Annotated in this window: 11 protein-coding genes and 1 tRNA gene; 4 read left to right on the top strand and 8 right to left on the bottom strand. The window is 45.2% G+C overall.

Annotated features, from left to right (window positions below):
• Positions 1-103: 103 nt before the first annotated feature.
• Both MAE_RS27065 and MAE_RS27060 read right to left on the bottom strand, forming a co-directional pair.
• Complete coding sequence (locus tag MAE_RS27065) at positions 104-760, bottom strand: PspA/IM30 family protein (protein ID WP_002782332.1); 657 nt, start codon at positions 758-760, stop codon at positions 104-106.
• Positions 761-782: 22 nt separating this feature from the next.
• The gene (locus tag MAE_RS27060) at positions 783-1,673 is read right to left on the bottom strand and encodes a hypothetical protein (RefSeq protein WP_012268311.1); all 891 of its coding nucleotides are present in this window, start codon (positions 1,671-1,673) and stop codon (positions 783-785) included.
• A 217-nt stretch (positions 1,674-1,890) separates the two neighbouring features.
• Here MAE_RS27060 and MAE_RS27055 point away from each other — a divergent pair, with 217 nt between their 5' ends.
• The 3 genes from MAE_RS27055 (at position 1,891) to MAE_RS27045 (ending at position 4,374) form a co-directional block, all read left to right on the top strand.
• Positions 1,891-2,451 carry a DUF721 domain-containing protein gene (locus MAE_RS27055; RefSeq protein WP_012268310.1) on the top strand — a complete coding sequence of 187 codons (561 nt, stop codon included), beginning with the start codon at positions 1,891-1,893 and terminating at the stop codon, positions 2,449-2,451.
• A 376-nt stretch (positions 2,452-2,827) separates the two neighbouring features.
• Entirely contained in the window at positions 2,828-3,103 is a 276-nt protein-coding gene (locus MAE_RS27050; protein WP_002797302.1) for a hypothetical protein, read from the top strand.
• A gap of 272 nt (positions 3,104-3,375) precedes the next feature.
• Positions 3,376-4,374, top strand: coding sequence for a Gfo/Idh/MocA family protein (locus MAE_RS27045; RefSeq protein ID WP_012268309.1), 999 nt, complete (start codon positions 3,376-3,378; stop codon positions 4,372-4,374).
• Positions 4,375-4,380: 6 nt separating this feature from the next.
• On the opposite strand, the gene MAE_RS27040 is transcribed toward MAE_RS27045, so the two are convergent.
• Together MAE_RS27040 and lgt are read right to left on the bottom strand one after the other, a co-directional pair.
• Entirely contained in the window at positions 4,381-5,331 is a 951-nt protein-coding gene (locus MAE_RS27040) for a branched-chain amino acid ABC transporter permease (protein WP_002757675.1), read from the bottom strand.
• A 12-nt stretch (positions 5,332-5,343) separates the two neighbouring features.
• Complete coding sequence (lgt, locus tag MAE_RS27035) at positions 5,344-6,195, bottom strand: prolipoprotein diacylglyceryl transferase (protein ID WP_012268308.1); 852 nt, start codon at positions 6,193-6,195, stop codon at positions 5,344-5,346.
• Between the two features lie 73 nt (positions 6,196-6,268).
• Here lgt and MAE_RS27030 point away from each other — a divergent pair.
• Positions 6,269-6,349 (top strand) — tRNA-Leu (locus tag MAE_RS27030).
• 101 nt (positions 6,350-6,450) lie between these two features.
• On the opposite strand, the gene MAE_RS27025 is transcribed toward MAE_RS27030, so the two are convergent.
• The 4 genes from MAE_RS27025 to MAE_RS27015 all read right to left on the bottom strand — a co-directional run bounded on the left by MAE_RS27025 (position 6,451) and on the right by MAE_RS27015 (position 12,318).
• Positions 6,451-7,083: a Uma2 family endonuclease gene (locus tag MAE_RS27025; protein ID WP_012268307.1), complete on the bottom strand. Its 633-nt coding sequence runs from the start codon at positions 7,081-7,083 to the stop codon at positions 6,451-6,453.
• Between the two features lie 107 nt (positions 7,084-7,190).
• Positions 7,191-7,358, bottom strand: coding sequence for a hypothetical protein (locus tag MAE_RS33675; protein ID WP_012268306.1), 168 nt, complete (start codon positions 7,356-7,358; stop codon positions 7,191-7,193).
• Between the two features lie 11 nt (positions 7,359-7,369).
• Entirely contained in the window at positions 7,370-9,988 is a 2,619-nt protein-coding gene (clpB, locus tag MAE_RS27020; RefSeq protein WP_012268305.1) for an ATP-dependent chaperone ClpB, read from the bottom strand.
• Between the two features lie 428 nt (positions 9,989-10,416).
• Positions 10,417-12,318, bottom strand: a complete 1,902-nt coding sequence (locus MAE_RS27015; RefSeq protein WP_012268303.1) for a transketolase C-terminal domain-containing protein — start codon at positions 12,316-12,318, stop codon at positions 10,417-10,419.
• Positions 12,319-12,447 lie beyond the last annotated feature (129 nt).

Genomic DNA, 12,447 nt, shown 5'->3' with positions numbered 1-12,447 from the left:
TAGGAGTCAAGAGTCAGGAGACAGCTTTTTTCTCCCCACACCCCACACCCTACACCCCACACCCCACACCCCACACCCCACACCCTACACCCCACTTCCCACATCACCCATCCAAGTTTTCTTGTTTTAACTTGAGTAATTCCGCTTCAATTTGTTTTTGTCCCTCCAAATCTTGGAATTGTCGCTCTAAGGGGTCTTTATACTGGATTAAATCGGCTTGGGATTCGGCTTCTAAGACTTTTGCTTCTAATTTCTCGAAAATAGTTCCCATCTGACTGCTGTTCAAACTGCCCATAATTTCTTGGGCTTTTTGACTGGCACTCGCCGATCGCAATCTGGCCACATAAAGGCTTTTTTGTGCTTTCATCTCAGCATATTTGCGTTCAATTGTCAAGAGTTCTTTCTTTAACTTTTGTATAATAGCCGTCTGTTGTTGCAGGGAGGTTTGTAGGGGGGCGATCTGACTTTGATAGGTTTGCCATTGGCTGAGAGCTTGGCGGGCGAGTTCCTCGTTACCGTGATGTAGGGCTAATTGGGCGCGTTCGTGCCAAGTTTGGGCCGCTTTTTCCTGTTGTTGTCGTTGGCGCTCGGTACGTTTCTGGGTAGCGACGGCTGCCGCCAGGGCTTGTCGCATTTGCATCAATTCCCCTTCCATCGCCAAGATCGCCTTTTCCAGCAGTTTTTCGGGATCTTGATTTTCCTGAATCAGACTATTGACTTGGGCGCGAATTGCTTGGCCCATGCGATCAAACAAACCCATTGCCGTCCTCCCGATAGGAACCCTAATAGTTTACCGAAGTGCCGCTCCTATCAATAATGATAGAACTAGGGACGGGGGACTGGGAGGGATCGGCTGTTTCTGAAGGTGCCGGACTACTGGGAGAAGGGGATGCTTGTAATTCTGGCGGTAACTGTTTCATTAACTCCACCGCCTCCTGTCGGTTTTGATTGGCCAAGCGACGGGCTTTTTCCCGTTGAAAAAAGGGTAAATTAGCGGGTGATTCTTCTCTTTGACGCAATTCCTCCAACATTCGTTCGTTAATGATCGCGGTCGAGGGGGCGGGGGTAACTTGGGGCGGTGGTGGCGGTGGTGCAGAAACTAGGGAAGATACGGGCGGGGTGCTGGGGTTCGGGGGGGCGACGGGTAAAGATTGCTTGATCTTACTGACGGGTAATTGATGGGCCGGCATTGGGGACGGTGGCGGATTCGGGGGTAAGAGGGCATTAGTCAGATTTCTAGCTCTGGGGGGACTCTGAACCACTGGTGGGGCGGGAATGTTAGTTATCGGGCTAGTTTTAACCGGAGGAGCGGGAATATTAACGATCGGACTGGTTTGAGGAGTTTTCTGTACTGGACGAGCGATCGCTATCAATCGATCGAGGTGGCGGGAGTTATTTTGGCGCTGCTCGCGGGGGGAATTCTCAGTTTTCCTCGGGGTGGGGGTAGTATTGGTTAACCATTGATTGAGACTGAGGAGACTATTAGCAATTAAAAAGATCACCATTGCCCGGATACCCCAAGGGGTAAAAAAGACATCTTCAGCTTGGGGATAGACGTTAATGACAGAAGCTTCTAGGTATTCTGGTTCCTGAGCGGGATCGATGGCTGAACTGGGTTGATGGACGATCGAGAGGGGCAAATCTTGGGAGGATGGGGGTCGATCGGATTTCATGACGGTATTATAGGGTTATGCTGAAAAGTTAAGTAGGTAGGCGTTAAAAATTATCAGAAACCCCCCTTATCAAGGGGGGACTAAGGGGGGATCGGCACCCCCCTTATCAAGGGGGGCAGGGGGGATCGAACCTAAAATCCATTTTTAATTTAATTATAACCAGCTACTTAGGGGTTTTTTCGTCCTAGTCTAACGTAGTATTCCCTAGATTTTCCCTATGTCTTTACATTCTCTTGACAAAATTTTGGCGGTTATTACTCAACAGGCGGGTTGGGAAGAATATCGCCACTATGATCAAGTGCTGCAATTGTGGCCAAAAATTATTAATCCCCGTCTGCTTGAGCAAACCCGGCCTTTTTCCCTGAGTTGCGGGGTTTTATCGGTGGCTACCAGTAGCGCCGCTTTAGCACAGGAATTGTCTTTACAACGCTATAGCTTATTAAAACGGCTTAATAGTCAGTTAGAGACTCCCTTGAGCGATATCCGCTTTTCTGCTGCCCGTTGGCAGCAGGATAGTCAGTTAATTCCCCCAGAAGCGATCGCGCCTAATTCCCTCAGAGATCATCCTAGCTATGTCACCCCAGAAAAACCGCCAGAAAATCCCCAGCAACCGGACATTTTAGAGACTTGGAGCCAGAAAATACGTCATAGAACCCGATCCTGGCCAATTTGCCCTCGTTGTCAGTCTCCCACTCCCTCCGGAGAGCTTGAGCGTTGGCAATGTTGTGCTTTTTGTTTTGCCCAGTCGGGCGGGGTAAAAGATGCAATTTTTTTATAGTATTGTGGAAAGAGTGGTTTTGAGTCAGGAATCAATTGGCCGATCTTTTCTGTCTTAATTGAACCTGTATTCATCAATTCTATCGAGCTAAGGCTTGATCCCCGTTCTGTTATTGCTGATACTAGACCCAATAACCTCGGCCACAACTGAGTTGAACTCTTCAGTTTTGAGACAGTGCTGCTTTTTGCAAAGTAACTATTAAAAGATTCTAAAAATAAAATTTTTTTTGGGGATCACTAAAAACTATATGGCATATCAGTTCTAGCTGTGGTAGTCAGGAAAATACCCTTGGCACAGGGTAGGACAATATTACACAGAGCGAAAAGAGAGTCATCCCTTGAGTTCCCTATAATCATCTTCCTTTTAAAGCCAACCCATGCAAGCCGCAAACTTTCTTACCTCTTCCTGTCGATACTGCCGATACTATCAAACCCAAGGTCGGCGCGGTGGCACTTGTCAACAACTAGATGTTCCCGTCGAAGCTCATTGGAAAGCCTGCGCTCTAGCGATGCCTCCTTTTAGTACTGAATGGCAACAACTCAATCGGGTGGTTAGTTTAGAACAGTCTCTAGAATTAACCTGTACGGTGTCGCCCACTCCCGTGGTGGTTTCCCCTCGTCGTCATGCTCCCCGACAACCGACGGCAGTTTAGAAGATCCGGGGCCTAAACAGGAGCAAAAAATTGGCGTTGTCCATTAAAAATATGAATTCACCCTCCCACATCTTTTAGAGTGCTATTTTTGAGATAATAGAGCAGTTAATTGCCAAGATAAAGCTAGGAAAGGCAGAATTGCTGTAGAAAGTATTCAGGAGTTGAGAGTTGGGGTTTTAGGGTTTTGGGGTATTAGTTGAAATTCCCCTATCTCCCTATCTCCCCGCACCCCACACCCCGCACCCCACTTCCCGATAATTAATGTCGCCAGAATGCCCCCGATGACTTCTAATCATCCCCTGAAAATTGGTATAGTTGGGACAGGGTTCGCCGCTCAACGTCGCGCTGAAAGCTTGCAAGCGGATGATCGCGCCCAGCTTTTGTATGTTAGCGGTAATAGTGCCGAATCGATCGCTAATTTCTCGCAAAAATACCAAATTTCTGCCCTAGATTCGGCAGTAAGCCTGGCCAGCCATCCCGATCTCGATCTGATTGTCATTGCCAACGTTAATCAAGCCCATGCCTCGATCGCCCGTACTGCCTTAAAATCCGGTAAGCACGTTATCGTCGAGTATCCCCTGGCTTTTCACCCAGCAGCGGCGGCAGAATTAATCACCTTAGCCGAAACCGAGAACAAATTACTGCACGTCGAACATATTGAACTTTTGGGGGGACTGCATCAAACCCAACAGCAGTATTTAGCCAGCCTCGGCAATATCCACCTAGCCCGTTATACCACGATCGTCCCTGGCAGACCAGCACTCCGGCGCTGGACATTTCATCGGGATTTATTCGGTTTTCCTTTGATCGCTGCCCTTTCTCGTATCCATCGCTTTACTAATTTATTTGGGGAAGTGGAGTCCGTATCCTGTCATTGTCGTTATTGGAATGCTCCAGAATCCGATTATTTTCTGGCCTGTTTGTGTGAGGCGCAGTTATTATTTAAAAATGGCTTAATTGCCGAAGTTACCTACGGTAAAGGCGAAGTTTTTTGGCAAAATGAGCGAACTTTCACTATTCATGGGGAGGGGGGCAGCTTAATTTTTGAAGGCGAAAAAGGGCAGTTAATTAATAGTGAAGGTAGCCAAGCTTTAGAAGTGGAAACCCGTCGCGGTCTTTTTGCCAAAGATACCGCCATGGTGCTAGATTATCTGTTCGATCGGGTTCCTCTTTATGTTACTCCCCAAGCCAGTCTTTATGCCCTAGAAGTAGCCTATGCTGCCTATCAATCTTCTTTGTCGGGAAAAACAGTTTTTCTCGCGGACAATTAAACCGACTTAGACTTTTTGAATTAACTTTCTGCCTAGTAAACCCTGGGGACGAACTAACAACATAATAAAGAGAATAGCAAAAGCGATCGCCTCTCGATAACCAGAATATTCTGCGGGAACAAAAGCTTCTGCAATACCCAATAATAAACCACCGATGACCGCTCCGGGGATACTTCCCAATCCCCCTAAAACGATCACTCCTAAACCTTTTAATCCGAAAGCAATGCCGAAATAGGGTCCAGCAATACTAACACTAGAACCGACTAAAGTTCCTGCTAAACCTGCCAAGGCACCACTGATAAAAAAGGTAATCACAATAAATTTTTCGGGATTGATTCCCAACAAACTGGCCGTGGTGACATCTTCAGCTACCGCTTGTAAAGCTTTGCCCATTTTGGTGAAATTAACCCAATAAGTTAGTAAAGCTACCATAACTGCTGAAACCAGAAAAATAATAATCTGAATTGTGCGAATTGCCACGGGGCGATCAGCTGTACCGAAATTAATTGCGGGGGGAAGATTGCCATAAATACCATCGGGAAAAGTATAAATTTCTGCCCCGAATAAGTATTGAATGACATTGACAATCACCACGGCTGCCCCTAGGCTAGAAACCAGAGTTAAGAGAGAATCGGAACCCCGTACCCGGAGGGGTTTAAAGGCCAATCTTTCCAGAAGAACCGAGGTGAAACCTGAAAGGATACAGCCTAGCAAGAGTGCCAAAAAAAAGGGTAAGGAAAAGGGTAATTTGGCATTAGCCAATAAACCATTAAAACCGAAAACTCCCCCCGCTAGAGCGTAGGTAAAATAGGCACCGAGGGTAAAAATTGCGCCATGGGCAAAATTGATAATCCCTAAAATGGAAAAAATCAAAGTGTAACCGAGGGCAAAAATAGCATAGACACTACCGATCGATAAACCGTTTAAAACCTGTTGAAAAATCGTTACTAGATCCATTGTCAGGGTTAGCTAGGGTAACTTTTGATTATAACTGACGGTCGCCACCACATCCGGTAAAGGACGCTGCAGTTTATATAACCAGAATAAACCGAAAATACCGATAGCGATCGCTCCTAAACTAATTATTTGCGCCATTTTTAGAGGCCCAAACATTAAACTATCGGTGCGTAGCCCCTCGATCCAGAATCTACCTAGACTGTAGGCGATAAAATAGACTAGGGTAAGGGTGCCAATTTTTAATTTACTAGGGTGTTTTAAACCCCAGAAAAATAGATAGATAAGTAGGGCAAAAACTGCCAGATTCCAGAGAGATTCGTAGAGAAAGGTGGGATGAAAATAATCGACGGCGATGTATTCTAAAGGACGACTAGCCGGAGGAATAAACAACTTCCAAGGTAAATTAGTCGGACTGCCAAAAGCTTCCGAATTAAAAAAGTTACCCCAACGTCCGATCGCTTGACCGAGAATAACTGAAGGGGCCACCAGATCGAGTAATTGCCAAAGAGAAACCCGATTAATGCGGGCAAAAATTAGGGACGCCAGCAAACCCCCGATAATTGCCCCGTGAATAGCGATACCTCCCTTCCAAATGGCGATAATATCAGCAGGATTTTGCGCGTATTCTTGCCACTGAAAGAGAACATAGTACAGACGGGCTGCAGGTATGGCCCCCAGTACTAACCAAATGGTCAAATCAGCGATTAAATCCGGATCGATCGCTCTTTTTTGGGCGAGGTACTGGGAGAGGGTGACACCCAATAATACCGCCATAGCGATGAGGAATCCATACCAGCGCACCGAAATCGGTCCGATCTCCCAGAGGATCGGGCCGGGGGACTGAAAGACAAAACCTAAGAGCATAAAATTATTAAGAATAAAAAATTTTATCTTTCCTATAGTATCTTATGCTATGATGAAATACGGTGACATATTTGCGGATGTGGCGGAATTGGTAGACGCGCTAGATTTAGGTTCTAGTGTCTTTGATGTGTGGGTTCGAGTCCCTCCATCCGCATTAACCTTCGGGTCGATGAAGTGTAACCTGATTTGGTGTTGACGACCGACGACCCAAAAGGAAAACTTGTTAATTTCCATTTTTGAGACTCCGGTTCAGATTTATTTTTTCAGCTGACTTCTTACCCAATTCCGAAATGCTTTTACTAACTCTAGGTAATCTGTCTGGCCAGCTTGTTGTAAAAATATAGCAATCTCTGAAATAGGAATATTTATAAAAAATTGACTGGTTGGGGAGGTGATATAACTGCCATTTTGTAATTGTTGGATAACCAGAGATTCCCCATTATAAACCCAAACCTCTGCCACGCCTAGATCTGCATAAACCTGAAGGCGATTTTGAGAACTGCTGGTGACATCAATTTCTATGACTAAATCCGGTGCAGGGTCTTCATTTAAGTCCAGTCGCTTTTTCCCCCGAACCGCCTCAATATTATCAATGTAAAAACATTCATCCGGTTCTGCACCGCTTAATTGAGGGCGTTTAAAGGTGGTAGAACCGAGGGGATAAATCGGGACTGTTGATTCTTCCGCTAGGGTTTCGACAAAGCGACCGATGAGGGTTTTACTAAATTCGTGTCCGGTCGAAGGAGCCATCATTTCTAAATTGCCACGATTGTAGGTCAGCCGCAGACGGCGATCGCTCATTTCTGCGAGCAGCGTTTCGTAGGTTTTCCAGCTAATCCCGGACAGGTGAATTATTTCAGCCGGTGGTGCGAGCAGTGTTACAGTCATAGATTCAAGCAAAAATACCCTGCTTCTATAATAATCAAAGGGTGAGCATGGCCCACCCTTACTTAGGGTCTGCTGAATAAATCTAAAAACCTTGTTGGATAAGGTTTTTAGACTTTTTTGACCTCAAAAAGTGCCGAACTTTGGAGTGATTGGGGGGAAAATCCCTGGACTTTTTTCCTGAAAATTAGGTAATTGACCACCTGAAAATGAGTAAAACCCCACACCCCACACCCCACACCCCACACCCTGCCACCACCGAAAAACTTTTTCAGCAAACCCTACTTAATTAAGCAGTTACTACCGGGGAAGCTAACCGTTTAAAGGTCAATCTTTCATCGGCCACATCGACAAAAATCGTGTCTCCCCCTTTGAATTCGCCGCGCAGAATTGCCTTAGCGATCGGAGTTTCCACATATCTTTGTACTGCCCGTTTTAAGGGTCGCGCACCGTACACTGGATCGTGACCAATTTCTGCTAGATAATCGAGGGCAATATCGGCAAGTTTCAGGGCTAATTTTTGTTCCATCAAGCGATCACTGAGATTGGCTACCTGTAGTTTGACAATCGATCGCAGTTGCGCTTTTTGTAAACTATGGAAAATGATCGTTTCATCGATACGATTGAGGAATTCGGGACGGAAACTATTCCGCATTGCTTCCATCACCCGCGCCTGCATTTCCTCGTAACGAGACTCATCACCAGCCACGTCTAAAATGTATTGAGAACCGATATTACTGGTCATAATAATGATGGTATTTTTGAAATCAACCAGATGACCTTGAGAGTCGGTTAAGCGCCCATCGTCAAGGATTTGTAACATAACGTTAAAAACGTCGGGATGGGCTTTTTCAATCTCATCAAAGAGGATGACAGAGTAGGGACGACGCCGGATTGCCTCGGTTAGTTGTCCCCCTTCATCGTAGCCGACGTATCCCGGAGGCGCGCCCATGAGACGGGAAACGCTGTGTTTTTCCATGTATTCCGACATATCGATGCGAACTAGGGCTTCTTCGGTGTCAAAGAGATTGCGCGCTAAAGCTTTCGCCAATTCTGTCTTACCAACACCCGTCGGACCGAGAAAAATAAAGCTGGCCGTGGGACGGTGGGGGTCCGATAAACCGGCGCGGGAACGTTGAATCGCTTCGGCCACGGCTGTGACCGCTTCCTCTTGACCGATGACACTTTCGTGTAATTCCTCTTCCAGATTGAGGAGTTTTTCTTTTTCCGATTCGATCAATTTATTGAGAGGAATTCCCGTCCATTTCGAGATAATTTCGGCGATATCCGATTCGAGAACTTCTTCCCTTAATAAACTTTTACCGGTGGTTTGTTTGTCGGCCAATTGAGTTTCTAGGGCGGACATTTGCCGCTGCAGATCGGTTAATTTTCCGAACTTTAATTCCGCAGCACGATTATAATCATAATCTCGTTCGGCCTGTTGAATTTCCAGATTAACTTGTTCGATCGCTTCTTTAACCCCACGAACTTTATCGATAATCTCTTTTTCCCCTTGCCATTGAGCATTTAATCCCGATTGTTCTTCCTTGAGGTTAGCCAGTTCTTTTTCTAACTTTTCTAACCGTTCTCGCGAAGCTGGATCGTATTCCCTTTGTAGAGAAAGTCTTTCCATTTCTAACTGGAGAATTTTGCGATCAATTTCATCGAGTTCTTCTGGTTTGGAAGTGATTTCCATCTTCAATTTGGCCGCCGCTTCATCAACTAAATCAATGGCCTTATCGGGCAAAAAGCGATCGCTAATATAACGATTAGAAAGCAGTGCCGCTGCCACTAAAGCATTATCGGCAATTTTCACCCCATGATGCACCTCATAACGTTCTTTGAGACCGCGAAGAATCGAAATAGTATCGACCACATTTGGTTCATCTACTAAAACCTCTTGAAAACGTCTTTCTAACGCCGCATCTTTTTCGATATATTTGCGGTATTCATCGAGGGTAGTGGCTCCGATACAACGCAATTCACCCCGGGCTAACATTGGTTTTAATAAATTGCCCGCATCCATTGCCCCTTGAGTGGCTCCCGCACCGACAACGGTATGAATTTCATCAATAAACATGATGATATTGCCTTGGGAATCGGTGACTTCTTTGAGGACAGCTTTTAATCTTTCCTCAAACTCTCCGCGATATTTTGCTCCCGCAATTAAGCCACCTAAATCGAGAGAAATGAGAGTCCGATCTAACAGAGATTCTGGCACATCACGGTTAATAATCCGCTGGGCTAATCCTTCGACAATGGCTGTTTTTCCTACTCCCGGTTCCCCGATTAAAACCGGGTTATTTTTAGTCCGACGCGAGAGAATCTGAATGGTGCGACGGATTTCGTCATCCCGTCCAATTACGGGGTCTAATTTACCTTCCCGTGCCAATTGGGTGAGATCCCGTCCGTATTTTTCTAGGGCTTCGTATTTGCCTTCTGGATTCTGATCGGTCACTTTTTGACTACCTCTGACTTGTTGAATAATTTCTTTGAGTTTGTTTTCGGTAAGTCCGAATTCTTGAAAAATATTTTTACCGAAGCGATCATCTTTAGCGTAACCTAAAATCAAATGCTCGATCGAGATAAAGTCATCTCCAAATTCTCGGCGATAATTTTCTGCTCGATCGAGTAAACTATCTAAACTACGACCTAAATAAATCGAGTCGCCGGGGTTAGAGATTTTCGGTTGACGACGGATAAAATCATCGGTTCGATCCCGCAAACGGGCTAGACTAATATTAGCTTTACTAAAGACACTGCCCGCTAATCCCTCCTGTTCGAGAAGGGCTTTCATTAGATGTTCGCTTTCGATTTGTTGCTGGCTGTTCTGTTTGGCAATGTCCGGCGTTTTGACGATTGCCTCCCAAGCTTTTTCTGTAAATTGTTGTGGATTGGTTGGCTGCATTTTCTATAAGAGATTACTTTTATACCCTTGAGACTATTCTAGATTGACCGGTTTGTTGGCTTCTAGGGGCTTACCGTACCTAGTTCAGGGGGATTTCCCCTCAATGGTGCGATTTAAGCGGCTAAAGTTTATAAGCTGTCAGGGATTTAAACTGCGTCTTGGAAATTTTAGTACAAATGTTCAATCTCTCAACCAAGCTAAAATCTTAAGTAGCTGGTTATAATTAAATTAAAAATGAATTTTAGGTTCGATCCCCCCTGCCCCCCTTGATAAGGGGGGTGCTGATAGGCGGGGGGATCCCCCCTGCCCCCCTTGATAAGGGGGGTGTCTAATAATTTTTAACGCCTACCTACTTAATTATTAAAGATGTTCACTGATAACTGATTACTGATAACTGATGACTGATTAATTCCCCCCTAAAATACTCTCTAAGCGATTAAAGATTTAACTTTACTAATGATACCAACTGGGTCAATACCTTGGTGGGGGAACTGTTCCCATAAACCGCCACAACCTTCGTGGTGAGTACCGATATAGGCGTATTTAGGAGTTAAACCGCGTTCGAGTAACCAAGAACCATAACGGCTACCTAAACCCGTACGACGGTTAAATGCTTCTACCACTAAAACAAAGGGAGAATTACCAACTTTAGCGATAATTTCTTCATCCACTACATTGAGAGTCGGTTTATTAATTAAACCCACGTCAATACCTTCTTGTTTTAGACGTTCCACTGCATCTAAAGCGCGGTATAAACCATCGCCAAAGCTGATGATATAACCAGCAGTGCCTTCCCGAATTACTTCATCTTTTCCAGGGACAAAGGTATAACCATCGCCAAAGAAATTATGAACGTTAGTATCAAGAATATTGGGAGTTTTAGAACGAGTCGAGAAGATAAAACGTAAACCGGGTTGATGGAAAGTTGCCTCAACACAAGCGGTCATTTGTGCCGCATCGGCCGGGAAATAAAGACGGGTTTCGTAACCGTCATCGAGTCCATTATCAGCAAAGAAATTATTCAAACCAAAGTGACAGGTATTATCCGCCATATCATCGATACCGGAATGGGAAAAATGACATAAAAGATTAGAATAATTCAAACGCGCCATGGTGATTTCAGAAATACACATTTCTAGAAAAGCGGCAAAGGTGGCGAAAATTCCCTGTTTACCTTTTTCCATCCCAAAACCAGCAGCTGCCGAAAGATTGCCCCGTTCCATAATACCGGAAGGAATAAACACTTCGGGATGTTTATCGTGGATAATTTTCAGACCGCAGGAACCCTCTAAATCGCTATCTACTACTAATACCTTAGCCTTGCGTTCTTCTTCGCTCATTTTGCCTAAAAGACTGACCACCGCTTCGCCGAAAACGTTGCGGTTAGAACCCCATTTATCCCCAGAACCGAGGAATTTATAGTCATTAGAAGGCTTCTTAATACTGTTGAGATATTCCACGGCGGCACTGTGTCCTTTTGCCTCTAAATATTTCAAAGCCAAGGGTACAGAAATCACATCATGACCGTGGTTAGAACCTTCTAAACCTTCAATACCGGGACACATGGGACGTTTATTAATAATCGCAATCGGGCCGGGAGTATTAATTGCTTCACAGATATTGCGATACAAACTATCGATATCTTCCCCATCTCCCACTAACACTTTTAGTCCATGACCGGCGAGAGTTTTAGCCACATCATAACCGGGTAAATATTTGGAAGGATTACCAGCAATCGTCACATCATTATCATCAATAATCAGCTTAACATTGATGTGTTGAGCCACGGCTAAACGGGCAGCTTCCGCGTCATTGCCTTCCTGTTGAGAACCATCGGAACCTAAACAAAAAACGGTTTTTCCGGGGTTAGCTAAAGCGACACCGTTAACGTAGGGCCACATATGTCCTAAACGGCCAGAACTAAATTTTACGCCTGGGGTTAATCCTAATTCCGGGTGTCCGGGGAGTTTAGAATTAGCCTCGCGGTAGTGCATTAATTGTTCTGGGGGTAAAGAACCTTCTAACGCAGACATGAGATATTGAGTACCGACGCGGTGTCCCGCTTCATCGAAGAAAATTGGTACAAATTGACTAGGTTGACTGCGGAAAAGAGCATCGAGAATCACCACTTCCGGGACGGTATCGTAGGGGCCGCCGGTGTGTCCACCCACACCCCGGGCCGCACCCGTGGCAGTAAAAAAGATGATAGCATCGCGACAGAGTTGGATATTGGCTTTTAGGGTGCTTCTTTGGTGGTCGGTGAGGGTGGGGTTACTGGGGTCGAGACTGATGGGTTTATAGGCGCTCAAATCGATGGGAAAGGCTGTCATTGTCGATTTTCCTTAATGTAGAGAAATAACTATAGTCAGGGAAATCATAGCCTAGAATGTCACCCGATCGATTGATTGAATAATTTCTTATCATAGATGTAGTCCCTAATACAAAAGTTTTACCCTTGC

This window comes from Microcystis aeruginosa NIES-843 (assembly GCF_000010625.1).
GTDB lineage: Bacteria > Cyanobacteriota > Cyanobacteriia > Cyanobacteriales > Microcystaceae > Microcystis > Microcystis aeruginosa.
The sequence above is the reverse complement of the archived record's forward strand: the minus strand, read 5'-3'. Positions and strand labels throughout refer to the sequence as shown.

Coding starts and splice junctions, on each gene's coding strand:
- MAE_RS27065 (WP_002782332.1), bottom strand. CDS start 760: ATGGGTTTGTTTGATCGCATGGGCCAAGCAATTCGCGCCCAAGTCAAT.
- MAE_RS27025 (WP_012268307.1), bottom strand. CDS start 7,083: ATGACTGTAACACTGCTCGCACCACCGGCTGAAATAATTCACCTGTCC.
- MAE_RS27060 (WP_012268311.1), bottom strand. CDS start 1,673: ATGAAATCCGATCGACCCCCATCCTCCCAAGATTTGCCCCTCTCGATC.
- lgt (WP_012268308.1), bottom strand. CDS start 6,195: ATGCTCTTAGGTTTTGTCTTTCAGTCCCCCGGCCCGATCCTCTGGGAG.
- MAE_RS27045 (WP_012268309.1), top strand. CDS start 3,376: ATGCCCCCGATGACTTCTAATCATCCCCTGAAAATTGGTATAGTTGGG.
- MAE_RS27015 (WP_012268303.1), bottom strand. CDS start 12,318: ATGACAGCCTTTCCCATCGATTTGAGCGCCTATAAACCCATCAGTCTC.
- clpB (WP_012268305.1), bottom strand. CDS start 9,988: ATGCAGCCAACCAATCCACAACAATTTACAGAAAAAGCTTGGGAGGCA.
- MAE_RS27050 (WP_002797302.1), top strand. CDS start 2,828: ATGCAAGCCGCAAACTTTCTTACCTCTTCCTGTCGATACTGCCGATAC.
- MAE_RS27055 (WP_012268310.1), top strand. CDS start 1,891: ATGTCTTTACATTCTCTTGACAAAATTTTGGCGGTTATTACTCAACAG.
- MAE_RS27040 (WP_002757675.1), bottom strand. CDS start 5,331: ATGGATCTAGTAACGATTTTTCAACAGGTTTTAAACGGTTTATCGATC.